Origin of the sequence: Desulfosporosinus hippei DSM 8344 (assembly GCF_900100785.1) — a bacterium.
Lineage (GTDB): Bacteria > Bacillota > Desulfitobacteriia > Desulfitobacteriales > Desulfitobacteriaceae > Desulfosporosinus > Desulfosporosinus hippei.
The window spans coordinates 21,306-45,386 of record NZ_FNCP01000001.1 but is presented as its reverse complement, the minus strand read 5'-3'; the positions used below and the strand labels follow the sequence as shown (position 1 = coordinate 45,386).

General features: G+C 41.6%; 24 protein-coding genes. 22 read left to right on the top strand and 2 right to left on the bottom strand.

Annotated elements, in window-relative coordinates:
- Positions 1–64 precede the first annotated feature (64 nt).
- The 19 genes from BLS16_RS00220 to BLS16_RS00130 all read left to right on the top strand — a co-directional run bounded on the left by BLS16_RS00220 (position 65) and on the right by BLS16_RS00130 (position 20,158).
- Positions 65–847 (top strand): ribonuclease HII, encoded by a 783-nt coding sequence (locus BLS16_RS00220; RefSeq protein WP_176786019.1) that lies wholly within the window; start codon positions 65–67, stop codon positions 845–847.
- Between the two features lie 192 nt (positions 848–1,039).
- Complete coding sequence (locus BLS16_RS00215; RefSeq protein WP_014904469.1) at positions 1,040–1,399, top strand: NADH-quinone oxidoreductase subunit A; 360 nt, start codon at positions 1,040–1,042, stop codon at positions 1,397–1,399.
- Positions 1,390–1,911 (top strand): NADH-quinone oxidoreductase subunit B, encoded by a 522-nt coding sequence (locus BLS16_RS00210; protein ID WP_014904468.1) that lies wholly within the window; start codon positions 1,390–1,392, stop codon positions 1,909–1,911. Before BLS16_RS00215 ends, BLS16_RS00210 begins: the two co-directional genes overlap by 10 nt.
- Complete coding sequence (locus tag BLS16_RS00205; RefSeq protein ID WP_092328452.1) at positions 1,901–2,389, top strand: NADH-quinone oxidoreductase subunit C; 489 nt, start codon at positions 1,901–1,903, stop codon at positions 2,387–2,389. The genes BLS16_RS00210 and BLS16_RS00205 overlap by 11 nt, the downstream gene beginning before the upstream one ends.
- An 11-nt stretch (positions 2,390–2,400) precedes the next feature.
- Entirely contained in the window at positions 2,401–3,504 is a 1,104-nt protein-coding gene (locus BLS16_RS00200) for an NADH-quinone oxidoreductase subunit D (protein ID WP_034598633.1), read from the top strand.
- 46 nt (positions 3,505–3,550) lie between these two features.
- Positions 3,551–4,597: an NADH-quinone oxidoreductase subunit NuoH gene (gene nuoH / locus BLS16_RS00195; RefSeq protein ID WP_427846361.1), complete on the top strand. Its 1,047-nt coding sequence runs from the start codon at positions 3,551–3,553 to the stop codon at positions 4,595–4,597.
- Positions 4,598–4,601: 4 nt separating this feature from the next.
- The gene (locus BLS16_RS00190) at positions 4,602–5,003 is read left to right on the top strand and encodes a NuoI/complex I 23 kDa subunit family protein (RefSeq protein WP_034598634.1); all 402 of its coding nucleotides are present in this window, start codon (positions 4,602–4,604) and stop codon (positions 5,001–5,003) included.
- A 2-nt stretch (positions 5,004–5,005) separates the two neighbouring features.
- Positions 5,006–5,509 (top strand): NADH-quinone oxidoreductase subunit J family protein, encoded by a 504-nt coding sequence (locus tag BLS16_RS00185; protein ID WP_014904463.1) that lies wholly within the window; start codon positions 5,006–5,008, stop codon positions 5,507–5,509.
- Positions 5,506–5,847: an NADH-quinone oxidoreductase subunit NuoK gene (nuoK, locus tag BLS16_RS00180; RefSeq protein ID WP_014904462.1), complete on the top strand. Its 342-nt coding sequence runs from the start codon at positions 5,506–5,508 to the stop codon at positions 5,845–5,847. Before BLS16_RS00185 ends, nuoK begins: the two co-directional genes overlap by 4 nt.
- A 21-nt stretch (positions 5,848–5,868) precedes the next feature.
- Entirely contained in the window at positions 5,869–7,815 is a 1,947-nt protein-coding gene (gene nuoL / locus BLS16_RS00175) for an NADH-quinone oxidoreductase subunit L (RefSeq protein WP_092328447.1), read from the top strand.
- Positions 7,815–9,362 (top strand): complex I subunit 4 family protein, encoded by a 1,548-nt coding sequence (locus BLS16_RS00170; protein ID WP_092328444.1) that lies wholly within the window; start codon positions 7,815–7,817, stop codon positions 9,360–9,362. The genes nuoL and BLS16_RS00170 overlap by 1 nt, the downstream gene beginning before the upstream one ends.
- Positions 9,362–10,798 (top strand): NADH-quinone oxidoreductase subunit N, encoded by a 1,437-nt coding sequence (locus BLS16_RS00165; protein ID WP_092328442.1) that lies wholly within the window; start codon positions 9,362–9,364, stop codon positions 10,796–10,798. Before BLS16_RS00170 ends, BLS16_RS00165 begins: the two co-directional genes overlap by 1 nt.
- Before the next feature lie 217 nt (positions 10,799–11,015).
- Positions 11,016–11,369: a YraN family protein gene (locus tag BLS16_RS00160; RefSeq protein ID WP_176786018.1), complete on the top strand. Its 354-nt coding sequence runs from the start codon at positions 11,016–11,018 to the stop codon at positions 11,367–11,369.
- 97 nt (positions 11,370–11,466) lie between these two features.
- On the top strand, positions 11,467–12,156 hold the full coding sequence (locus BLS16_RS00155; protein WP_092328436.1) for a response regulator transcription factor: 690 nt from the start codon (positions 11,467–11,469) through the stop codon (positions 12,154–12,156).
- Positions 12,157–13,974 carry a HAMP domain-containing sensor histidine kinase gene (locus tag BLS16_RS00150; RefSeq protein ID WP_092328434.1) on the top strand — a complete coding sequence of 606 codons (1,818 nt, stop codon included), beginning with the start codon at positions 12,157–12,159 and terminating at the stop codon, positions 13,972–13,974.
- Between the two features lie 374 nt (positions 13,975–14,348).
- A complete protein-coding gene (locus tag BLS16_RS00145) occupies positions 14,349–15,905 on the top strand; it encodes a YifB family Mg chelatase-like AAA ATPase (RefSeq protein WP_092328431.1) in 1,557 nt (518 codons plus the stop codon).
- 388 nt (positions 15,906–16,293) lie between these two features.
- Positions 16,294–18,921: a PocR ligand-binding domain-containing protein gene (locus tag BLS16_RS00140; RefSeq protein WP_092328429.1), complete on the top strand. Its 2,628-nt coding sequence runs from the start codon at positions 16,294–16,296 to the stop codon at positions 18,919–18,921.
- Positions 18,922–19,137: 216 nt separating this feature from the next.
- Positions 19,138–19,563, top strand: a complete 426-nt coding sequence (locus BLS16_RS00135; RefSeq protein WP_092328426.1) for a hypothetical protein — start codon at positions 19,138–19,140, stop codon at positions 19,561–19,563.
- 160 nt (positions 19,564–19,723) lie between these two features.
- A complete protein-coding gene (locus BLS16_RS00130) occupies positions 19,724–20,158 on the top strand; it encodes an Hsp20/alpha crystallin family protein (protein ID WP_092328424.1) in 435 nt (144 codons plus the stop codon).
- Positions 20,159–20,208: 50 nt separating this feature from the next.
- Here BLS16_RS00130 and BLS16_RS00125 read toward each other — a convergent pair whose 3' ends face one another.
- Positions 20,209–20,394, bottom strand: a complete 186-nt coding sequence (locus tag BLS16_RS00125; protein ID WP_092328421.1) for an alpha/beta-type small acid-soluble spore protein — start codon at positions 20,392–20,394, stop codon at positions 20,209–20,211.
- Positions 20,395–20,642: 248 nt separating this feature from the next.
- Here BLS16_RS00125 and BLS16_RS00120 point away from each other — a divergent pair, with 248 nt between their 5' ends.
- Both BLS16_RS00120 and BLS16_RS00115 read left to right on the top strand, forming a co-directional pair.
- Positions 20,643–21,470, top strand: a complete 828-nt coding sequence (locus BLS16_RS00120) for a TIM barrel protein (protein ID WP_092328419.1) — start codon at positions 20,643–20,645, stop codon at positions 21,468–21,470.
- A 135-nt stretch (positions 21,471–21,605) separates the two neighbouring features.
- The gene (locus BLS16_RS00115) at positions 21,606–22,211 is read left to right on the top strand and encodes a DUF3786 domain-containing protein (protein ID WP_092328416.1); all 606 of its coding nucleotides are present in this window, start codon (positions 21,606–21,608) and stop codon (positions 22,209–22,211) included.
- 96 nt (positions 22,212–22,307) lie between these two features.
- On the opposite strand, the gene BLS16_RS00110 is transcribed toward BLS16_RS00115, so the two are convergent.
- Complete coding sequence (locus BLS16_RS00110) at positions 22,308–22,811, bottom strand: DinB family protein (RefSeq protein ID WP_092328413.1); 504 nt, start codon at positions 22,809–22,811, stop codon at positions 22,308–22,310.
- Between the two features lie 124 nt (positions 22,812–22,935).
- On the opposite strand from BLS16_RS00110, the gene ku reads away from it, so the two are divergent.
- Complete coding sequence (ku, locus tag BLS16_RS00105) at positions 22,936–23,874, top strand: non-homologous end joining protein Ku (protein WP_092328411.1); 939 nt, start codon at positions 22,936–22,938, stop codon at positions 23,872–23,874.
- The last annotated feature ends 207 nt before the right edge of the window (positions 23,875–24,081 follow it).

The window sequence follows — 24,081 nt, the reverse complement described above, 5'->3', positions numbered from 1 at the left end:
CTAAATAAAGGGAAATGTCTCTGCATGTCGAACTGAATTTTTAGGGAGAGAAGAGGAGAAAAGTGTGGAACCGTTATCCCAAATGAATATTCGGGAAGTTCAAGAAGCACTCTATAAGGATCCTTCCCCTCGTATGATATGTGCTTGTAAGAACGACCCGCGTCAAGGGGTTCGAAAGCTTGCTGAAAAACTACTTAAGTTCCAGCAAGTTCAAGAACTAGAACAAGCTCGTATACAGCAATTGCTCGTTGAAGAGAAAAAACTATGGAAGCAGGGTTATTTGTTGTTAGCAGGTGTGGATGAGGCTGGCCGTGGGCCCCTCGCCGGCCCGGTTGTTGCCGGAGCTTGTATACTTCCGGCAAAGTTTGAACTACCCGGACTGAATGACTCCAAAATGCTAACAGAAAGTAAACGTGAAAAGCTCTTTATTCAAATTCAAAAACAGGCGATTGATTATGCTGTCGGAAGCGCTGAACCAGCTGAGATTGACGCTTTAAACATATTACAGGCAACAAAATTAGCGATGAAACGCGCCATCGAAGGTTTAACAATTCGCCCTCATCATTTACTAATAGATGCATTGAACCTTACAGACGTGCAAATTCCCCAGCTTCCGCTCATAGGTGGAGACCGCATAAGTGCTTCAATTGCCGCGGCTTCAATCTTAGCGAAAGTGACGCGTGATCGGTTAATGGTTCAACTCCATTCTCTCTATCCAGAATACTCCTTTTCAAAAAACAAAGGATATGGCACCAGTGACCACATGCAGGTTCTAAAGCGCTTGGGGCCCTGTCCGCTTCACCGCAAAAGCTTTGCTCCGGTGAAGCAGGAAACTTCTATTAGCTAAGAAAAGAAAGTTAGGAAAGTTAAGAAAAGAAACTAAAAAAAGGGAAAAGAAAGTAAAGAAACAAAAGAAATTAAAGAAATTAATGAAAGAAAAGAAAATACTGTTAAATTGACCTAATTCCATGGTTGTGGCACAATATCCTTAGCTAATAGAAGCATGCAATCGGAAATTTTTATGAAGGGAGGGAAGTAAATGCCTGATAATAACTTCGCTGGAGTAGGTGTGTTTCTAGTAGGTGCGATTGCAGTTTCGATAATTATGATGATTATGCCGAAACTGTTGGCACCTAATAAACCACATAAAGAAAAGTTAACGACTTACGAATGTGGTAACGAGACCATCGGAAAAACGTGGCTCGGGTTTAAGAGCAATTATTTTATGTACGCCTTAGTTTTTGCAGCTTTTAGTGTAGAAACGATTTTCTTATATCCTTGGGCCTTAACATTCCAAAAACTGGGGACATTTGCCTTTGTAGAAATGTTCATCTTTATTGTTATCCTCTTAGTTGGTTTCTGGTATGCATGGAAGGAAGGTGCTCTAGAGTGGATGTAGTCTCTGAGAAACGTCTTCGTGAAGAAGAAACATTAATGGAAAAAAACGTATTAGTTACAACTATTGACAAGGCCTTGAACTGGGCAAGAGGCCATTCCTTCTGGCCGGTTACTTTGGGCTTGGCTTGCTGTGCTATTGAAATGATGGCAACTGGTGGACCTCGGTATGACATTTCACGCTTTGGCTATGAGGTTTTCCGTGCTTCACCACGTCAAGCGGATCTCATGATTGTAGCGGGAACCTGTACCCGAAAGATGGCTCCACTATTAAGACGAATCTATGATCAGATGCCTGAGCCAAAATGGGTCATTGCTATGGGAAGCTGTGCAAATGCAGGGGGACCTTTTGTAGATTCCTACTCTATGTTGGCAGGCGTTGATAAGTTTTTACCGGTAGATGTTTACATTCCCGGGTGCCCTCCGAGGCCAGAATCCTTAATTTATGGGCTTTTGCAACTGCAATATAAAGTTTCAAATCCCGCTAAGGTGAGGTTAATGAGACATGGAAAATAAAAAATTAAGCCGATATGTAGACGAACTTGCCGCCCGGGTTAATGGTGTGGTCGAAGAAAGTCTTGGGGTACTTGTGTTAAAAGTCCAAGCGCCCTATATCATTGAAGTATTAAGGGGGGCTAAAGAATTCCCCTTTGTTCCATGTGATTTTCTGCACGACTTATGTGGAGTTGACTGTGGTGATCATTTTGAAGTTGTCTACCAGTTATCAAGTCTCCATGGCCCACAGCTTTTACGCGTAAAGGCGATAGTGGATCGTGAAAATCCGGTGATTGATTCTGCAACTCATGTTTGGGAGGGTGCCAATTATCTGGAACGAGAAGCTTATGACATGTTTGGCATAAAGTTCAAAGGTCATCCCAATTTGAAACGAATTTATATGTGGGATGATTTCGAAGGATATCCATTGCGTAAAGACTACGTGACTGAACCAATTGAGGTTCGAAATATAGTGCGTACACGAATAGAAGGGGAATAGGGGGTAAGGTCATGTCTATTGATAAAACACAAGAACTTGTATTAAACATGGGCCCCCAGCACCCGAGTATGCACGGTTTGTTCCGCATGGTGGTCCATTTAGAAGGAGAAACCGTAACTCATATTGATCCTAAACTTGGGTATTTGCATCGGGGAATGGAAAAACTAGCTGAAAGTCGTACCTACTCTCAGTTTATTCCATATACGGATCGCTTGGATTACTTGGCCTCTCCACATAATAACTGGGCTTACGTACAAGCTGTTGAAAAGCTCATGGGGGTTGAAATTCCGGAACGAGCAGAATATCTGCGGATAATTTTTGGTGAACTTGCCAGAATCGCCAGCCATCAAGTCTGTATAGCCAGTACAGCACTCGATATGGCGGGGTGGTCAGCATGGTCTTATGCTTTCCGAGATCGTGAACGAATTTGCGATATGTACGAAATGACTGCCGGAAGTCGCTTGACTGTCAATATTATGAGAATCGGAGGAATGAGTGCAGAGCCACCGGAAGAATTTTGGCCTGCCTTACAATCCTTCCTAGATGACACCCCAGAGATGCTGGAAGAATACTATGGCATCTTTTTCGGAAATGAAATTGCCATGGGGCGCTTAAAGAATGTTGGTATCTTGACCAAGGAAATGGCTGAAAACCTTTCAATTACCGGTCCGGTATTACGAGCCTCGGGTGTAGATTTTGATGTTCGAAAAGCAGAACCTTACAGTATCTATGATCGGTTTGACTTTAAGGTTCCGGTTCGAACAGGGTGCGATAGTTATGATCGTACCATAATTCGGATGGATGAGATAGTGGAAAGTATAAAAATTATTAAGCAAGCAGTGCGTGATATTCCAGGCGGTCCAATCATGGCCAAGGTTCCTAAGGTTATCAAACCTCCTGTTGGGGAAGTATATCATCGTGTAGAAAACCCTAAAGGGGAACTAGGATTCTATATCGTCAGTGATGGAACGACCAAACCTTCACGACTTCGTATCAGACCCGCTACATTCATTAACTTACAGATGCTTCCGATAGTAGCTAAAGGATGGAAAATTCAAGATGTTGTCGCTATTTTTGCCACCCTGGATGCTGTATTGGGTGAAGTTGATAAGTAGTAAATTGCGATGAGGGGAGAATAAGATGGAGACTCTAAAATACCTGATGGAGACTCTAAATAATCTGTTTTTGATTATTGCGGAGTTCATCCGTGGTCTTTTTGCGGATCCCCACTCAGTTTGGGCTAATTTAACCATGAATGTCATTAATTTTATCATTGTGGTTATTATTGTTGTCTTAGCTGCTTTAATTTTGATCTTACTTGAACGTAAAGTAGCAGGCTGGACTTCACAAAGGCCAGGGCCCAATCGTCTCGGTCCGCGGGGATGGTTTCAGACTATAGCTGATGCATTAAAACTCATGGGTAAAGAAGATGTTACCCCGGCAGGTGCCGATAAGTTTATCTTTAAGATTGCGCCGATGATTATCTTCTGCCTCCCGATGATGACCTTGGCAGTTATACCTTATGGAAGAGGAATGGCGCCAATAGATATTGACTTAGGAATTTTCTATTTTGTAGCTATCTCCTCCATTTCAACCCTATGTTTCTTAATGGCCGGTTGGGGTTCCAACAACAAATACTCCTTATTAGGGGGTATGAGGGCAGTAGCTCAAATGATCAGTTATGAAATCCCTTTACTCTTCTCTTTACTAGGGGTTGTCATGATTACTCAGTCCTTTAATTTAGGGGTTATCGTAGAAGCCCAAGACACAATACCTTTTATTGTCCTTCAACCCATAGCCTTTGTTATTTTTATGATAGCTGGCTTGGCGGAGCTCAATAGAGCACCCTTTGACCTGGTAGAAGCGGATCAGGAGGTAGTTGCCGGACCGTTTACAGAGTACACAGGACTTCGTTGGGGATTATTCTTCCTCGGTGAATACGGAAACATGACAGCCATGTCAGCACTTGCTGCGACAGTCTTTTTAGGCGGCTGGCAAGGTCCTGGTTTCTTACCTGGTTATGTTTGGTTCTTTATGAAAGTTGGAGTTATGATTTTCATCATGATGTGGGTTCGCTGGACCTTCCCAAGAATTCGTATTGACCATTTGATGCATTTAGCTTGGAAGGTTTTGTTACCGCTTTCAATAGTAAACATTTTGTTAACGGGTCTGGGGATTTACATCTATCGATTCGTGATGGGAGGGTGACACAGTGTTTGGTAAAGGTTTACTACAAGGTTTAGGCATCACCTTCAAACGCATGGTCGGTCCGAATATCACTGAGTTCTACCCGGAGGAAAAGCCTAATCTTCCGATTCGGGTGCGTAGTTCCATGGGGCTTGAAAAGGATAAGTGCATTTCCTGCAATATGTGCGCTATGGCTTGCCCTAACTCAGTTATCAAATTGACCAGCGAGAAGAATGAAGCCAATAAAAAAGTTCTTAAGACCTATCATATGGACGTAGGTCGTTGCTTGTTCTGTGGTATGTGTGCTGAAGTTTGTCCGACTAAGGCTTTAAAAGTGACTCAAGAATTTGAAAACGCAATATATGAGCCGGAAGACATGCAATGGGATATGATTAAGCGCGCCGAACGAAAAGGAAAGGTGGAGTGAGCATGGGCACTATCGTTTTCTTTATCTTTGCAATCCTATCGATTGCAGCGGCTTGGATGGTTGTCACCTCCAAGAACATTGTGCACAGCGCGCTTTATCTAGCTCTATCTTTTTCCGGAGTGGCTGTGCTTTATATCTTGATGAATGCAGATTTCCTGGCAGCTGTTCAGTTGTTGATCTACACAGCAGCAGTATCGCTTATGGTCATCTTCGCAGTGATGTTGACCTTGCGTGGAGATATTTGTGAGAGCAATACTGAAAACAAGAGTTGGTTTGCAGGAGCGTTGGTTTCTGGCTTGCTCTTTGTTGTCATTGGGTTAGTAGTTTTTACAAATGCGGATTGGAGAGTTTTGGCTGCACCCTGGACCAGCGGCGGATCAGCTGAGGACTTTTCACTCCTCTTGCTCACTCGGTATATGATTCCTTTTGAAGCAGCAGCCGTACTGCTTACAGTAGCTTTAGTGGGTGCTGTGATCTTGGCGAAGGGAGTGAACGAGAGCAAATGATAGGAAATTTTAGTGTTGGGCTTTCGACCTACCTCTTGGTTGGGGCTATGCTCTTTTGTATCGGACTGTACGGAGTATTTGCCAAGAGAAATATTATTGCTGTTCTCATGTCCATTGAGCTAATGCTAAATGCCGTTAATATCAATTTTATTGCCTTCAATCGATTTATTTGGAACGAAAAGATTGGTGTTAACTATTTGCTGACAGGACACGTAGCGGCACTTTTTGTAATTGTCGTTGCAGCTGCTGAAGTTGCCGTAGGATTGGCATTGATTATTACTATTTATCGCAACCGGCAATCGACTGACGTAGACGATTTAAACTGGTTGAAGTGGTAAGAGAGACTATGGAGAAGGTAGGTGTTCAAGGAAATGCATGATCTCTTTCAGTGGGCGTGGTTAATTCCTTTTTTGCCCTTCTTGTCGTTCCTAATCATCGCCTTTGTCACGAAACGATCCAAAAGACTATCTTCCACAATATCGATTCTCGCTATTCTCTCCTCATTGAGCCTGGCCGTTGCTATTGGCCTAGGTGTGATTCAGTCGGGTGAGAAAATTGTGGAACATCCTGCGATCGTAAATGTGAATTGGCTAAATATTGTGGGTTTACAGATCGATTTTGGAACTATCGTCGATCCTCTAAGCGCCATGATGTTGTTTGTTGTAACCTTGGTAGCATCTATGGTTCAGATCTATTCACTAGGGTATATGCATGGAGATGAAGGCTTTTCACGTTACTATGCATACCAATCCTTGTTTGCATCCTCTATGCTGGGAATGGTGCTGGCCACCAATCTCTTGCAGCTCTTTATTTTCTGGGAACTAGTGGGACTCTGTTCCTACTTGCTGATAGGTTTTTGGTTCTTTAAAGTTTCCGCACGGGAAGCCGCAAAAAAAGCCTTCATTACAACCCGGGTTGGAGATTTCGGTTTGCTTTTGGGGATGCTTTTCCTCTATGTAAAGTTTGGCACCCTTGATTTTGTTGCACTTTCGGTAGCGATGAACACAAATATCCAAGATGTTGCAGTCATTGGAACAGCCGGGTATGTAACTGTCATGGCTTTTCTCGTCTTTATGGGTCCGGTTGGGAAGTCCGGACAGTTTCCCCTTCATGTCTGGCTTCCTGATGCCATGGAAGGCCCGACACCGGTAAGTGCTTTGATTCATGCTGCAACCATGGTTGTTGCTGGAGTCTATTTAGTAGCGCGAATGTTTTTCCTCTTTGATCATGCAGACCCCATGGCCTTGCAGTTTATAGCAGGCTTGGGAGCTTTCACAGCAATTTTTGCCGCATCAATTGCAATTGCTCAAGATGATATTAAACGTATATTGGCCTATTCAACCTTAAGTCAACTTGGCTATATGATGTTTGCCTTGGGAGTCGGTTCGCTGACAGCATCTATGTTTCACCTGATGACCCATGCCTTCTTTAAGGCCTTAATGTTCTTAGGTGCCGGTTCCGTTATTTACGCTATGCACCATAAGCAGGATATTTGGGAAATGGGCGGACTTTGGAAAAAGATGCCTATCACTGGAACGACCTTTTTTATAGGGGTTTTAGCTATTTCTGGAGTCCCACCTTTTGCAGGATTCTGGTCCAAGGATGAAATTTTAGCTCATGCCCTGCATAATGGTCATCCGATTATCTATGGAGTAGGTCTGTTCACTGCTTTCTTAACCGCCTTTTATATGAGCAGACTGTTCTTTGTGGTGTTTATGGGGCCGGAGAAGAAGGAAAACCATCCTCACGAATCGCCTTGGAGTATGACAATTCCTTTGATGATTCTTGCTTTCTTCAGTGTTTTCGGTGGATTTGTGGCTTTACCGGAGCATAACTTTGCTTCCTATATCCACTATGGAACATTCCATCATGAACCGATTGCTTGGGGCTTAGCTGGAATTTCTGTTGTTGCTGGACTTCTAGGTATTGGTTTGGCCTACGCAACCTATATCAAAAAAGCCATTTCGGCTGAGAAGGTGGCTGCTCAATACTCTGGAATCTATAAGCTGCTCAAAAACAAATATTATGTCGATGAGTTATATCTTTGGTTGATTCATCACATCATGGATGGTCTGGCTAAGATCTTGTACTGGTTTGATATCTATATCGTTGATGGAGTTGTCAATGGACTTGCTCTAATTACTCGCGGCAGTGGTAGAGTCCTTCGTCGAACAAATACAGGACAACTACAAACCTACGCTATGGTGTTCTTCTTTGCAGTAGTGATCATATTCATGGTCTTCGCCTTTGGGGAAGGTCAACTGTCGGCGCTTAACCCCTTAGCGACGCTAGGAGGTGTGAAATAATGACTGCTCTACCAACAGTGAGTTCAATGTCGATGCTTCTGCCCTTCACTCTGCTCGCACCATTAGCTGCAATGCTGTTGATTGTTTTCCTGCCCAAGGAAGAAACAAAAACGATCAAAATTATAGCGGCCATGGGAATGTTAGTATCTTTAGTGCTCTCTCTTTACGCCTTCTTAAACTATCAATGGGAGCCGGGTGGAATGCAGTACACTCTAACCATTCCCTGGGTTCCGGATCTGGGTGTGAACTTGGCCTTAGGGGTTGACGGTTTAAGCTTGCCTATGCTTCTTTTAACCAACCTCATTGGTTTCGCTTCCATCTACGCTTCTTGGAATATCGATAAGCGTGTTAAAGAATTTTTCGTGCTGTTGCTCATTCTTATTGCCGGAGTAATGGGAACTTTCATTGCCCGCGACCTGTTTATCTTCTTCCTTTTCTATGAAATTGTGGTTATTCCAATTTATATCATGGTTATCATTTGGGGAAGTACGAAGCGGGTTACTAAGGAATACGCTGCCATGAAGTTAACCATTTACTTGTTAATTGGATCTGCCTTCCTGCTTGTGGGAATGGTGGCTCTTTACTTGGCAGCTGGGGCTAACGGTAATCCAACCTTTATGTTTGACCAACTGTCAGCTAGGCAAGATCTCTACAGTCCGGCCTTTCAAAAGGTTGCCTTTGCTTTAATGATTGTTGGTTTTGGCTCACTAATCTCCATGTTTCCTTTCCACTCCTGGTCACCTGACGGTTATGCCGGAGCACCTACTGCTGTTAGTATGATTCACGCAGGGGTTCTGAAGAAAATCGGAGGCTATGGTTTAATCCGTTTAGGGATTTATGTCCTTCCTGTTGGAGCAAGCTTTTGGGCACCTTATATTGCAACCTTAGCGGTAATCAGCGTGCTGTATGCGGCCTTCATCGCTTTAGCCCAAAAGGATCTCAAGTATGTTGTCGGATATTCATCCGTGAGTCATATGGGATATGTTATCATCGCTGTTGCAGCCTTGAACCCCACAGCAGCAACAGGAGCAGTGGGCATGATGTTTGCCCATGGTGTTATGGCAGCACTGTTCTTTTCCATGATAGGGTTTATTTACGAGAAGACCCATACTCGTAATATTGCCGATCTGGGTGGACTGGCTCATCAGATGCCACGCTTAGCAATTGGGTTCATGATTGCCGGTATGGCCTCCCTGGGATTACCGGGAACTGTAAATTTCATCACAGAGTTTACAATATTCATGGGAGTTATTAACGTTCTACCCGTACACGCAATCCTGGGCATTGCCGGGATTATCTTCACCGCCGTATACATCTTACGGACGATTGCTAACGTACTCTTTGGGCCGCGCCGTGCGGAATGGGATCATTTAACAGACATTCGAGGCCCGGAACTAGTACCACTAGTGATATTCGGGTTCGTGATCTTCTTTGCAGGAATATTCCCGAATGTTCTGCTGGGTATGATCGATAGCGGAGTTACCTCTTCAGGCCTTGCCAAGGTACTTGAGACGGTGAGTCAGGCGAAGATTGGAGGGTTGTTCTAATGTTCAATATTACTACAGTGCTTACGCCTGAAATTGCGCTGGCCGTGCTATCCTTGAGTTTGTTGGCCATTGGACTGCTGATTCCTGCCGGTGCCCGTAAAGGCATGATGCCTCTCACTGTTTTCTCCTTAATGGGGGTACTTGGCTATACCCTGTATGACTTCTTCTATGGACCGGAAGCAGCGTTCTTAGGCGGGCTTTATATGCACGATCAGTTCGCGGTCTACTTCAAAATCCTTTTCTTAGCTGCGGCACTGCTTGTGGTACTCTCTTCAGGGGGGTATGTGCAGAAATTGCCCAAACATCGGGGAGAGTTCTATTCCTTGCTTTTAATGGCGACTTTAGGCATGATGCTCATGGCCGGAGCAGGCGAACTGATAACCATGTATGTAGGTTTAGAGCTAATGACGATTTCCTTCTATATCCTTGTAGCTTATTTGGCAGAGGATGCACGCTCCTCTGAAGCTGGTGTCAAGTACCTCATTCTCGGCGCCACTTCATCAGCAATACTGCTCTACGGGATCAGTCTCATTTACGGCTTAACGGGATCAACTGAACTGTTGGAGATTGCCAGTAAGCTTAGTGGAAACCTAACGCCTGCTTCTCTCTTGGCTACGGTTTTCATATTGGCAGGTTTGGGCTTTAAGATCTCTCTTGTGCCTTTCCACCTGTGGTCACCGGATATTTACGAAGGTGCCCCGACACCAGTTACAGCTTTCTTGGCTATTGCTTCAAAAGCAGCGGCCTTTGCAGTACTGATTCGTGTTTACCTTCTAACGATGAACAGTCAAACTTTTTCGGCTACTGGACAAACACTGTTATTCGTTCTGGCTGCAATTACAATGATTGTTGGTAACTTAATTGCTATTCCTCAAACCAACATCAAACGCTTATTAGCCTTTTCCAGTATTGCCCAGGCTGGTTATCTGATGGTTGGTATTATTGCCGGCGGAATCTCAGGAATCAAAGGTGTTATCTTTTATGCGATGATTTATGTCTTCGCCAATATGGGTGCCTTTGCAGTAGCAACTCTTGTGGCTGAGAAACAAGGCAGCAGTGAGATCAAGGATTTGTCTGGTTTCTGGCATCGTTCTCCCTTGGCAACCGTTGTCATGACAGCCTCCCTGCTATCCTTAGCGGGAATTCCACCTCTTGCCGGCTTCGTAGGGAAATTCTACCTCTTCTCAGCTGCCATGGATCAAGGGAATGTAGCCATTGCTTATATCGGCTTCGTTATGAGCATGATCTCTGTATACTATTATCTCTCGGTTGTCAAAGTTATGTTCCTTGCGGAAGGGGACGGCTTGCCCGAGGTTCCAGTGCATGGAGCGATGAAGTTTACGATGGTCTTCACTATGCTGATAACAATTGCCATCGGTCTTTACCCTACTCCTCTTGCAAAAATGGCAATTGCTGCAGCTCAAAGCCTATTCTAATTTCAAAAGATTTATGCTAATCATTGAAGAGATTCTCAGTTTTTACTGAGAATCTCTTTTGCAAGGGGTTAGGTTTTAAACGTTACGGCTAACTTGACGGCTTTAAGGGAAATATCAAATGTGCCAATTAGTAAAATGACCTATCTGATATTTTCAAGAGAAACTACCAAGTGCTGGATCAAATGAGCGATTGGAGTTGGGAAAGGAGCTTTTCTTGGTGGAAAGTAAACAATCTCTAGGAAAATCCGGCGAAGAGTTTGCATCTCGTTTCGTGATCGAATCTGGCTTAAGTATACTTGCTCGAAATTATCGATGTCCAAAAGGGGAGATGGATATAATTGCCCGTGATGGAGAAGTACTAGTATTTATAGAAGTTCGAACCCGCCGATCGTCGTTTCGAGGGTGGGGTGAAGAGAGTATTACTCCAGGAAAAGTTCAACGCATACAAACTGTAGCATCTTACTATCTGCTTCAGCAAGGCTACCCTAACTGGCCATCTATAAGATTCGATGTGATTGCTATTCGTTGGATTGGAGACAAGCCAGAGATAAATTGGATTAAATCGATATAATACATAGTTTTATCACACAAAATTCACGGATACATGTTAAACTTGATTCAAGTAGGGTAATGAACTACAATCGGTTAAACCAAAGGGGAGTAGCAAATTGGATCCGATTTTAATCGTAGATGATGAAGAAAAAATCAGAAGCTTAGTTAGGTTATATCTTGAGCGCGAAGGTTTTGCCGTCGACGAAGCGGAGGACGGCCGGATTGCGCTGGAAAAATTTCGGGCAGGTCATTATTCACTTTTGATCGTAGACCTTATGATGCCTGATATAGACGGATGGCGTGTTTGTCGTGAGGTTCGTGAAAGCTCTGGACTTCCTATTATTATGTTGACAGCGAGAGGAGAAGAATTTGACAGAGTTCTTGGTCTTGAACTTGGGGCGGATGATTATCTTGTAAAGCCATTTAGTACTAAGGAATTAGTGGCCAGAGTCAAAGCTCTCTTACGACGATCTAGAGGACAACTCCAGCCTGTGTCTTCGGAGATAACGGCAGGTTTACTTTGCATCGATAAAGAGAGGCATCGTGTATGCATTGGTGAGGAGGTTGTTAATTTGACCCCCTTAGAATTTGACTTGCTATATTTCTTGGCCAAGAACAGAGGACGGGTTTTTTCACGAGAGCAGCTTATGGAGACAGTCTGGGGATATGATTTTTATGGGGATGCCCGAACTGTTGATACACATGTTAAAAAACTTAGAGAGAAACTTAACCATCCGAGTGTTAAAGGGATGATAGTGACTGTATGGGGTGTGGGATATAAATTTGATCCTGATCAGGTTCACTAAATGATGATTATGAGAAGGCATCATTCATGGTCGATTTCCATAAAACTATGGTTTGCTATGACGCTATTAATTTTAGCTGTCTTAGGTGGATTAGGGTTTACCCTCACTTGGTTATTTGGAGATTTTTATCTTCAGCAGAAGTTAAATTCCTTGCGCTCGGAAGCTGTAGAAATATCAGCACAGCTGGCTTCCGTCCCAAACTGGAGTGGCCGGCTTAATTTGTTAGAATCTCTTAAGCTAACATCCGGGACTCAATTGGTTCTCCTTGACCCTCAAGGAAATATTATCGTATTGGCAGGATCAATTTCCCAGAAAGGTTCACAGAACACAATAGAATGGTATCCTAGGAGTTTGTTGGGTGGATCTCTGAATGGGTTGTCTAGGGATTTGCGCCCGTCGGATTTTTTTACCGAGGACTACCTAGCTCAGGTGCTGTCAGGTCAAACAATCTCGATCAAGGCCTTGCCTATTAATGGTGGTGCCCAGGCTATGTTGCTGGCTGCCACCCCTGTAGGCCTAAACCCCGTCAAAGGAGTTGTACTCTTAGGGAGTTCTCCAATCCCCATTCAAGAGAGCATTGCAACTTTTAGACGCTTAATTCTCTATGCATCTTTAATAGCGGTTTTCCTGGCTACAGTGGTTAGTTTGATTTTTGCTCAGCATGTTACACGTCCCCTCGGTTTAATGCAGCGAGGAGCGTCTAGAATGGCTAAAGGAGATTTCTTGCCTATTCAAGGTGTGACGAGTAAAGATGAAATAGGGGAGTTAGCTGAGGCCTTGAATTGGATGGGAGAGAGCCTGAAAAATCATATGGCTTGGCTTTCTCAAGAGAAAAACTTACTTCAGGGAATCGTGGAAAGCATCAGTGATGCTGTCGTAATGTTGAGTATAGATGGCTCAATATTATATGCGAATGATTCCGCTAAGGCTTTATGGCAAGAAAATGAGATAGTAGTTCAGGAACGCAAAACTCAGATCGTAACCATTCTTCAAGCTATGGCAGTGCGTGAAAATCAGTCTGAAAATTTTGAAGTAGTTACTATAGGAATTCAAGTGCTGCAAATTGTTATGGCTCCGATGTCCGAAAATGAAGGAATTCGAGGGCATGTTGCAGTGCTTAGAGATGTTACAGCTTCCCTAAGGGCAGAAAAAAACCGGCGGGAGTTTTTAGCTAGCGTTACACATGAACTAAGGACACCGCTGCATTTAATTCAAGGTTATTTGGAAGCGATCCAAGACGAAGTGATACCAAAAGATCAAAGTGAAGAATATATTGACCTCGTTCTTGAAGAAGCTAAACGATTGGCTCGTTTAGTCCAGGAGTTACAAGAAATTAACTGGCTCGAACGGGGACAGGTTATGCAGCCGACGGCAATAAACATGGAAAACTTTATGTTAGAACTGGATCATCGTTTTCAAGGCAGAGCACAAGAATTGGGTGTGAAACTAGAAGTTTCAAAAGGATTTGGAGAACTGTATGCAGATCAGGATCGTATCTTACAAGTTTTTATCAATCTTTTAGATAATGCATTGAGTCATACCCCCAGCGGAAAAACGGTTAGAGTTTTTATGTTGGAAGAGCAAAATGAAATGCGTTTGGTAGTCCAAGATGAAGGAGAAGGAATTCCCAAAGAAGCTTTGCCCTACATTTTCGATCGTTTCTTTAGAGTCAATAAAGCTAGGACTCGAAAGGACGGAGGTATGGGGTTAGGTCTGGCTATCGTTCGTCAAATCGTTGAAGCCCATGGAGGCAACGTCCGAGTGGAAAGTGACATGGGAAGAGGGACTGCCTTTTGGATTTCTCTTCCCCGGTTATGATTAAATGTTTCGGTTAAAAGAGGCAGTCTCATAATGATGTTCTAGGACATTCACGAAAAAGACAGATCCGAGGGGTTGCCATTTAAAGGAAATTAAGCATGTCCCAGAATCGTCAAGGTTGACGATTCTGGGACATGCTTTGAATGAGGTTTGTTTTTGCCTTCAAATTAGGGTCTATCATTGTACAACAAATATTATTCATAAACACTAAGGCTGTCTTATAATGAATGTCTGAGGACTCTCATTATGAGAGAGCCTTTTCTATATAGTATTTGGAATTATATTGCTAGAAAGTTATTGCTTGTTACTATAACTGAATATTGAAGGAAAAAACAGAATAATCACGAATTTATTTATACAAGGAGGAGAACAGTATGTTTGCTGCGGTTTATGGGATGACAGTCCTTGGTTTACAAGCGCATTTAATACGTGTTGAAGTTGACGTAGCGAATGGTCTTCCATGTTTTGACATTGTTGGTCTACCAAATACAGCTGTTAGAGAGGCTAGAGATCGAGTTCGGTCTGCTATCCGTAACTCAGGCTATCAATTTCCATTTCAGCGGGTAACCGTCAATTTGGCTCCTGCCGATTTACGAAAAGAAGGCTCGGGACTCGATCTCCCGATAGCGATTGGTATTCTAGCTGCAACCCAACAGTGCTTATGTCCTTCAGTAAATCATTATGTTTTTTCCGGTGAATTATCCTTAGAAGGAACTCTCCGTCCTGTACCCGGTGTTTTGACTATGGCCATTACTCTCAATCAAGAGCATTCCCAATTAGAATCTGATGAGGAGAGGAATTCAGAAGGGTTAGCACTAATAATTCCCCCCGATAATTTAGCTGAAGCACGCCTGGTAAGTGCTATCGAAACACATTGCTCTTCTACACTATCGAAAATAGTTATGGCTCTTGAAAACAAGATCAACTTTGAGGATAAACCAGTTGGTCAGCTGAATCAAACTGAAGGATATACCGACAAACAAATAGACTGGTCTGATATTCATGGACAACAACATGTTAAACGTGCTTTGGAGATAGCTGCGGCGGGTGGTCATAATACAATTCTCATTGGACCACCGGGATCAGGCAAGACTCTATTGGCAAAAGCTTACGCAGGGATACTTCCCCAATTAAATGAGCAAGAGAGTATTGAGGTTACACAGCTTTACAGTGTTTGTGGGTTGTTAAATACTAATGGTTCTCTAGTGCGAAAACGACCATTTAGGAATCCTCATCATACAGTTACTAAAGCTGGTATGATTGGAGGAGGACGTAAGTTACGCCCGGGTGAGCTCAGCTTGGCAAATCATGGCGTATTGTTTTTAGATGAACTGCCGGAATTCTCACGTGAAGTTTTAGAGTGCCTCCGGCAACCTTTGGAGGATCGGGAATTAACGATTACTCGGCAATCAGGAAGTATTACCTATCCAGCTCATGTAAGTGTTATAGCCAGCATGAATCCCTGTCCGTGTGGCTATTATGGCGATCAGGGGAAAGTCTGCCAGTGTACGCCTTTTCAAATACAAAACTATAGAGGTAGAATTTCAGGACCGCTTTTAGATCGATTTGACATCCATATCGAAGTTCCCAGACTTAGTTTTTCGGAGTTGAGAAATAGCAATAACAAAGTATCTTCTCAAGTGGTCAGGGAGCGAGTAATGGCAGCCCGCCAGCTTCAATGGAGTCGCCTCGGATCGGTAAAAACCAATGCAGAAATGACAGCCAAAGAGACTAAAGATCATACTCAACTAACTTTGATGGGTGAGTCACTTTTGCAGAGGATTTTTGATGCTCAACATCTTAGTGGTCGCGCACATGACCGGATTTTAAAAGTTGCACGTACGATTGCTGACCTAGCTGGCATGAGAGAGATTCTTCCAGAGCATTTAGCAGAGTCAATACAATTGCGTTCTTTGGATAAACGAATGTAATAGTCATTAGAAATTGTTATGGATAAATTAGAAAGATCAAAGAGGACGTTGTGTGAGTTTTCGCAGCGTCCTCTTTATGTTCGTGCATAGTAACAATCGTTTGTTATTTTAATTTACAATATTAGTGTACAATTGTCGAAATTTTAAAGTATACAAAAGAATTATTGTAGAAATATGTTGTCTAAGATAAGAGGAAAAAAGACAGATTTGTTGAACTAATTAAATAATAATATTACAAAATAAAAGTGTTTATTAGAAAGTATAATTTTAAAGAAAATGGTTAATTTTTTAATGATTTCTGAGAGGAATGACCAAAGATCCTGAGCCCAGGCGGAAGGCGATTGGTCAAACGCTAGTCGACATTTTATTTGCAAGGTTGGTGAAATAGATGAAAACCATGGAATACAAATTCACTGAGTTCTTTGATCTATCTGAAATTCAGAGACTGCAGGATCTTTTTTCGGAAGCGATGGGTGTAGCTTCACTCATAACGGAGCCTGATGGAACACCAATTACCGAACCAAGCGGCTTTTGTGGTTTATGTAACGAAATAAGAAATACTGAAATAGGTCTTAGAAATTGCCTTATCTCGGATTCGATCATTGGAAGTCCTAATGAAGAAGGGCCGAATATCAAGCATTGTTTAAGCGGAGGACTGCTTGATGGAGGAGCAAGTATCATTGTTGGTGGTAAACACATTGCTAACTGGCTAATCGGTCAAATCGTTGATGACGAGTGTGATATAAACCTAAATAATTATGCGGATTTGATAGGAATTAAGCGGGCTATTTATGCAAAAGAATATCGGCAAGTAAAGCGTATGAGCAAATCCCAGTTTGTAAAGATTTGTAATTATCTTTACTTAAATGCTCAAATGCTATCCAAATACGCTATCAAAGGAATTTCCTTAGAGAATGAAATCGCCAGGAAAATTAATACGGAATTAGAAATGAAAGAGTTGAATAGGGAACTTGAACTAAAAGTAAAAAGAAGAACTACACGGCTCGAAGAGCTTAATATAGAGTTGCAAGACAGCAATGCTATGCTGGAAGAAACAAATGCTGTATTGGAAGAAACAAATGCCGAACTTGAAGAGATTAATGCAATGCTTGAAGAAGAAATCGCTAAACGGCAAAGGGCTGAACTGGAAATTAGGCTATTAAATGAAGACCTTGAAAACAAGGTGATTGAGCGAACAAACCAACTGCAGGATATCAATGCAATGCTTGAAGAGGAGATAATTGAGAAGATAAGAGCTGAAAATGAGTTGAATCAAGAAAGAGTTTTCACCGATGCCTTATTTGACAGTGCTCAAGGAATGATTTTTCTTTACGATGATAATCAAAGGCTAATTCGATGGAATAAGAAGCATGAGGAGATGACGGGGTATACTTCTGCAGAGTTAGCTCATAAGAGTTTATTAGATTGGTACGAAGGAGACGAGAAGAGCAAGAGTGCTGTTTTAAAAGGAATCAGAATGGTTTCTAAGAATGGCTTTGGAACCGCTGAAGCCAACTTACAAACAAAGGATGGTACAAAAATTCCTATGTACTTTACAGCAAGTACTGTAATTATAAATGGCAAACAATATTTTGCAGGATTAGGTATTGATACTACAGAGTGGAAGCAGTTAAATGAAAGGGTTAAAAAGTACCAGGTTTTAGCCGAAAAGGCTAATGATGCAATGCTGTTTATCGATAAGGAAGGAAATATTCTCGAAGCTAATGATGCCGCGGTTAGGATCTATGGCTATACATATTCTGAACTCCTGAACTTAACAATATTTGATTTAAGGCGTGTTGATACCTCAAATATTGTTGATCAAATGTCTTTGGCGGATAGCGAGGGAATTATTTTTGACGCAATTCATTACTTAAAAGATGGAACTCCGATTAATGTTGAAGTAAGTTCGCAAGGTACCTACTTAGGAGAGAAAAGAGTTCTTCTTAGTATCGTGAGAGATATCACAGATCGCAAGAAAAAGGAAGATGAAAACCGCTATTTGAGCTATCATGATTCTTTGACTGGTCTTTATAATAGAAGATTCTATGAAGAAGAAATTAAACGTTTGGATACAGAGCGTAACATTCCAATTTCAATAATTGTAGGGGATGTGAATGGACTTAAGATTTTAAATGATGCATTTGGACATGATAAAGGGGATGAACTTCTAGTAAAAGCAGCTAAGGCTATTCAGAAGGCATGCAGAGCAGATGATATTGTCGCCCGCTGGGGCGGAGACGAATTTGTTATCCTTTTGCCAAAAACAACGATGGAAGGCGCGGAAAGAGTTGTAACCAGAATTAGAGAAAAATATGCCAATGTACAAGTAAACTCAATACGTGTCAGTATTTCATTTGGATGGGATACAAAAACAAAATCGGATGAGAGTATAATTAAAGTTCTTAAGAGTGCTGAAGATTCGATGTACAAAAATAAAATTGTTGAAAATGAAGGCATAAGAGGAAATACGATTAATACCATCATTAATACCTTACATGAAAAGAACCCTCGGGAGGAACAACACTCAAAAAGAGTAAGTCAAATATGTCAAGATATTGGAAAAGCAATAGGCTTACCTGAAATCGAAGTAAGTGGTCTAAAAGTTATAGGCTTATTGCATGATATAGGGAAAATCGCCATTGAAGAACATATCCTCAATAAACCCGAAAAGCTTACCAAGAATGAGTGGGAACAAATTAAGAGGCATCCTGATATCGGTTATAGAATATTGAGTACATCCTATGAAATGTTAGAATTAGCCGAAGGTATTTTGGCTCATCATGAACGATGGGATGGCAAGGGTTATCCGAAAGGGTTAAAAGGTGAAGAAATTCCTAAAGTATCAAGAATCATTGCTCTGGCCGACAGCTATGATGCAATGGTAAGTGAACGCCCCTACCGAATAGCTTTGAGTGAGGAAGCAGCCTTACAAGAGATACTTAAAAATTCGGGGACACAGTTTGATCCTGAACTAGCCCAAATATTTGCCATGAAATTAGGCGTTAAACGATGATCAAAAGGTATCTATTCTTAGAAACTTATTTCTTGGATAGATATCTTTATGTTTTGTTGTTATTTGCTTATATGGCGAGATACTAAAATAAGCAGGAATTCCTGAAAATATTAGACAATAGTGTCCAACCTTATCTGGATTACATATATTGACATTAGGTAGAGGAAAAGGCAACAAAAAATTTCTCTATAAATATATTTAGGGAGGATTATAGAAATGGCCCTCTTAAATTACAACAGAAGTATTCTAACCAATGAAGCTTATACTTCTGCTATCGTACTCAATGATTTTGAGCAACTAATTTTACAGTTTGGACTATTTGTTCCTCAATCAACAAATTTTATCGAACTGCTGACAACGATTGGTTGGACTGTCACTAATGTCACCCCCCTGGAACCAGATCAACCGATTATTGCTCTTACCATTCTTCAAGATGGCTTAGTCGTTGCCTCAATCAATCAGGAATCAATAGAAGATGGATCCGATACACCTCTGGAGAATTTAAGCACATTTCAAGCTGTCCTAACAGATGTTGCTGCAGGGCATCATGTCTATCAATTATTTGCTCGTAACCTTCAAACTTCTCAAGGGACAATAACAATTATTGGACCAGCTAATATTTCCGGGAAAGTCATCGGTTAAAGCTAATAGAAGGGGGTGTTGCAAACTGCTTTTTTAAGTCGATTGCTTCGCCCTTTTAATAATTAACAATTAGTTCGTTTATCATAAATCTCTCTATACCTGGCAAGAATAAACAGGGTTAAAAAAGTGTATCCTAAGCTAAAAACAAGAGGTGAGTAATATGTCATCGTTGATTCCCAACGAACCATTCCGTTTGTCGGATCCTTTTTGGAATGAGATGGATCGATTTTTGAAGCAAGGAAAGGAACTATTTACAGAAGGTTTGTATCGTATAGATGTTGAAGAAACCCAACATAAAGTAATTGTAGTTGCAGAAATTCCTGGAATCGAAAAACCGGAGGATCTTAATATTACGTTAGATGAAAATCGATTAACAATTCAAGGAGAGGTTAGAAAATCGACTTTTGATGGCGATAAAGAAAGTATTTCTCGACATTCGGAAAGGCATTTTGGGAAATTTTCAAGGTTGTTAACACTTCCCGCTATGGTTAAAACTGATGGTGCTCATGCCAGTTATAAAAACGGAGTATTAAAACTGAGTTTTTTAAAAGATGCTCACCCGGCAGCACGTAACATAGAAGTAGATTTTCATTAGTCCAGATTCAGAGTTAGAGCCGAGCATATTAATTGCTCGGCTCTAAAATATTACGTCATATTTTTTCCGGGCAGATTACGTTCTGCCATTTCAATAGCCATCTTCACCATATTGCCACAATCCCTTGAAGAAACACCGCCAAATCCTTCTTGGTGAAGGGTTCCCGCAAAACCTAACTCTTGAGAAATCTGTTCTTTTAAGGCATTAGACATAATACTGCTACGATGTCTTGACATAAGGGAATCCTCCTTTCAAAGTGGGGTCAGTTTCTTTCAACATTTATGATGAAAGTACTATTAGTATAACAATATTTCAAAACACTATGTAGGTAACCTATCAACTATTATTGGAAATTGAGCAATAATTAGGGCTTAAAATTTAAAAATATTGGGTTTGAACACTAGGTACTCTTCTTAAGGTTCATTGGCTTTTTAGAAGAAAAAGGATATAATGTTTAGAAAAAACAGCAATGGAGTGAACCTTTTTGCCATTATTATTTGGAACAGCAGGTGTCCCGCTCTCTTCTAAAGATCGTTCCAGTGAAGGAGGGGTGCGTCGCATACGAGAGTTAAATCTCGACGCCTTAGAATTAGAGTTTGTCCAGGGAGTACGAATGGGGGAAGAGAAAGCAAGAAAAGTTGGTATGATTGCCAAAGAAAACAATATTGCTTTAAGTTGTCATGCTCCTTACTATATTAATCTGAACTCTCGCGAACCTCAGAAAATTTCGGCAAGTCGGGATCGTATTTTACAAACTGCAAGAATCGCAAAAATTTTAGGTGTGCGTAGTGTAGTATTCCATCCAGCTTTCAATCACGATAATTCATCTGAGATAGTCTTAGTGCGAGTAGTTCGTGAACTATCTCTCGTGCGAGAAATCCTTGATGCAGAGGGTAATGAGGTCATCCTTCGTCCAGAAACTACTGGAAAAGGGACACAATTTGGGGATCTGCAAGAAACTATTTTGATCGCTCAAGAAGTACCTGGAGTTTTACCTTGTATTGACTTTGGACATCTTCATGCCCGGACAAATGGCCGGTACAATTCCTATGACGAATTTTGTGAGATCTTGGATGTAACCGCCGAGAGTCTAGGGGATCGGTGGGTGAAGAATGTTCATTTTCACATTTCCGGGATTGAATATGGATTAAAGGGTGAAAAACGCCACCTTCCCCTAAGGGAATCTGATTGCCGGTATGAGGAACTTATTAAAGCCTGTCATAGCTTTGGTGTGGATGGGTTGGCGATCTGCGAAAGCCCCAATTTGGAGGATGATGCACTCTTATTACAAAAGGTATACACGGCACAATAGAAATCAGAAAAATGTATTTGACAGGACGCCTTAGTATCTATAGAGAGATGTTCAGCTTTCGCTGATTAGTCACTACAATCAAAAGAAAAGAAAAAGATATCTTGGTTTGAAGAAGAACGAGTAGGAGGAGATTGAATGAATTACTCTGCAGCTCATGAGGTAGCCCTAGATAAGTTTCAGTCTTGTTCTCTGGAAGAAATGTCCCGCTGTTCAGGCTATCCAATAAAAGACAACTCTTTACTGATAGATTTTTTAGGCCAGCATTTTGAATTAGACTATCCGAGGGGTACTTTTAAGCCAATACAGGTTTCAGACGGAGAACTTCCGATAGCAACTCAAATATTAATTCTGCACTACGTTTCTAATCTTAGCGAACCCTTCGAAGTAGGTTCATTTATTTCTTACAAGGAATTACCCGGAGGAGCTATTTATATTAAACCATTTACCGGAAGGGCTATAGACCCACTGGTAAGAATTTTTGGGTCTGCCCCGGAGAGCCTCCTTGCAGTAGCGAAGCACTTAGGAGGACAAGCCAATGGATTGGGAGACGTAGGAATTACATATAAGGTATTTCCCCGCGTTCCGATAGCGTTGATCCTTTGGAGAGCAGATGAGGAATTTCCTGCCTCAGGAAACATCCTTTTTGATGCGTCTGCACCAACTGTTTTGCCAACTGAGGATTTTGCAGTCTTGGCCAGTACGGTTGTTTTTGGCTTTAAGCGGATCAAGGCAAGGTTATAAAGGATAATTTAGTGTATAAAGAGCTTGTATTTTAAGGCCCAGGCAAACTTCAATTTGCTTGGGCCTTAATAATAAGAGCAAAGATTTTTCGGCTATTTATACCGAAGGAGGCTCCATACCGAATTGAGACCACTCTTCACGGGACGGCCCCATAATCCCGGGAACTTTAATTCCTGCCTGACGCATAAGGACAGTCATCTGCCCACGATGATGGATTTGGTGATTAATAAGGACACTTAATGTGGTACCGATCGTCCAGGATTCTCCATACATATCTCGTTTTTCTGAAAGAGTTTGATCATTCCAATGTCTTTTTATTTCAGCAAGCATTGTCTTATTAACGTCAGTGTACGTTTGAGCAATTGTTTTTGCATCCTTTGGCACGGGGGCATCTTCTTGAATACCCTCAAATTCCAGACCGGTCTTTGCGAGCATCTCAGGAATTGTTGTCACAATATGCCAAGCAATGCGACCTAAAGTGCGATCATTAACTGTTATAGATTGTCCAAGGGATTTGTCAGTTAAACTGTCTAATAGTTTTTGGGTAGATTCCGATTCCTTTTCCCAGCTGAGAATAAATGTTGCTAGAGAAGTAAACATATGCATAGTCCTCCTAGAACTTTAAATTAATCTTAATATTACCAGTTAATCACCTGCCAGGTCAATCAAACACATGCATTATTAACTCCTTTGCAGATCACAATAAAACAGGGAGGAATGTCAAATGCATACATTATGGAAAGGCTCCATTAGTTTTGGCTTAGTTAATGTCCCAGTGAAAATGCATGCTGCCACGGAAGCACGAGATTTTAAGTTTAATTATCTGCATAAAGAGTGTAAAAACCGCATTCGTCAAATCAAAAAATGTCCCGTTTGTGATTTAGAGGTTGGGTCAGACGATTTAGTTAAGGGATTTGAATATGAAAAAGATCGATATGTTGTGTTAGACGAGGAGGAGCTTACTTCTTTAGAACAACCTATGAGCAGATCCATTGATATTCTTGATTTTATTAATCTTCCGGAGATTGATCCTATATATTATCAAAAATCATATTATCTTTCCCCCGAAGAAACTGCTTTGAAAGCTTATCGGTTGCTGTGTCAATCCATGGAGGAGAGTGGAAAAGTCGCCTTAGCGAGAGTAACAATGCGCTCTAAACAACATCTAGCTTGTTTGCGTGTATTTGAAAACGGCCTGGTGATGGAAACCATGTATTACCCGCAAGAAATTCGTCACATGGATGTAGTTTGGGATCGTGTGGTTCCAACTGAAGCAGAACTAACTATGGCTAGGCAATTGATAGAGAATCTGGCTCGCCCCTTTGACCCCGACAAATATCATGACGAATTACATGAGCAAATGGTTAGCTTAATAGAAAGCAAGGTCACTGGAGAAACTTATCAAGTAGAAACCCCTAGCAAAGGTGGAAAAGTTGTCGATTTAATGGAAGCTCTCAAAGCTAGCATTGCTTTAACCGAAAACGAAAAAAGCCAATCACAGCCAATAAAACCCAATGAAACAATAAATTTAATTAATCCAGTTAACGATGGTGATGGCCTTGAGGAAAGAGATGCAGACAATTCACAAGATAAAATTATAAACAAACCAAAATCCACATTGACGCCTCGAAAAAGAACTTCCCGGCGAGCAAAGGAAGCATAGGGAATGGTTTAATTAATAGGGTTCGTTTCAACCCCTAACGGTAGATCACTTGCAAAAACGTTGAAAAAAATTGAGGATAAAGTTTAATTATGGCTAAAACCAATGATTTCCCCTAGATCTTACGCTATTTTGCATAAAAGCTGAAAATGCAACAATATTCTGCGCAGGAGAAGTAGCCTATTGTCCCGAAGAGGAGGCTAAGGGAGG

Bases quoted from the DNA above. Each gene is read 5' to 3' on its own strand.
- BLS16_RS00170 (WP_092328444.1), top strand. From the start codon at position 7,815: ATGACTGCTCTACCAACAGTGAGTTCAATGTCGATGCTTCTGCCCTTC.
- BLS16_RS00215 (WP_014904469.1), top strand. From the start codon at position 1,040: ATGCCTGATAATAACTTCGCTGGAGTAGGTGTGTTTCTAGTAGGTGCG.
- BLS16_RS00150 (WP_092328434.1), top strand. From the start codon at position 12,157: ATGATGATTATGAGAAGGCATCATTCATGGTCGATTTCCATAAAACTA.
- BLS16_RS00135 (WP_092328426.1), top strand. From the start codon at position 19,138: ATGGCCCTCTTAAATTACAACAGAAGTATTCTAACCAATGAAGCTTAT.
- BLS16_RS00140 (WP_092328429.1), top strand. From the start codon at position 16,294: ATGAAAACCATGGAATACAAATTCACTGAGTTCTTTGATCTATCTGAA.
- BLS16_RS00165 (WP_092328442.1), top strand. From the start codon at position 9,362: ATGTTCAATATTACTACAGTGCTTACGCCTGAAATTGCGCTGGCCGTG.
- ku (WP_092328411.1), top strand. From the start codon at position 22,936: ATGCATACATTATGGAAAGGCTCCATTAGTTTTGGCTTAGTTAATGTC.
- BLS16_RS00145 (WP_092328431.1), top strand. From the start codon at position 14,349: ATGTTTGCTGCGGTTTATGGGATGACAGTCCTTGGTTTACAAGCGCAT.
- nuoH (WP_427846361.1), top strand. From the start codon at position 3,551: ATGGAGACTCTAAATAATCTGTTTTTGATTATTGCGGAGTTCATCCGT.
- BLS16_RS00110 (WP_092328413.1), bottom strand. From the start codon at position 22,811: ATGTTTACTTCTCTAGCAACATTTATTCTCAGCTGGGAAAAGGAATCG.
- BLS16_RS00125 (WP_092328421.1), bottom strand. From the start codon at position 20,394: ATGTCAAGACATCGTAGCAGTATTATGTCTAATGCCTTAAAAGAACAG.
- nuoK (WP_014904462.1), top strand. From the start codon at position 5,506: ATGATAGGAAATTTTAGTGTTGGGCTTTCGACCTACCTCTTGGTTGGG.
- BLS16_RS00205 (WP_092328452.1), top strand. From the start codon at position 1,901: ATGGAAAATAAAAAATTAAGCCGATATGTAGACGAACTTGCCGCCCGG.
- BLS16_RS00115 (WP_092328416.1), top strand. From the start codon at position 21,606: ATGAATTACTCTGCAGCTCATGAGGTAGCCCTAGATAAGTTTCAGTCT.
- BLS16_RS00185 (WP_014904463.1), top strand. From the start codon at position 5,006: ATGGGCACTATCGTTTTCTTTATCTTTGCAATCCTATCGATTGCAGCG.
- BLS16_RS00200 (WP_034598633.1), top strand. From the start codon at position 2,401: ATGTCTATTGATAAAACACAAGAACTTGTATTAAACATGGGCCCCCAG.
- BLS16_RS00130 (WP_092328424.1), top strand. From the start codon at position 19,724: ATGTCATCGTTGATTCCCAACGAACCATTCCGTTTGTCGGATCCTTTT.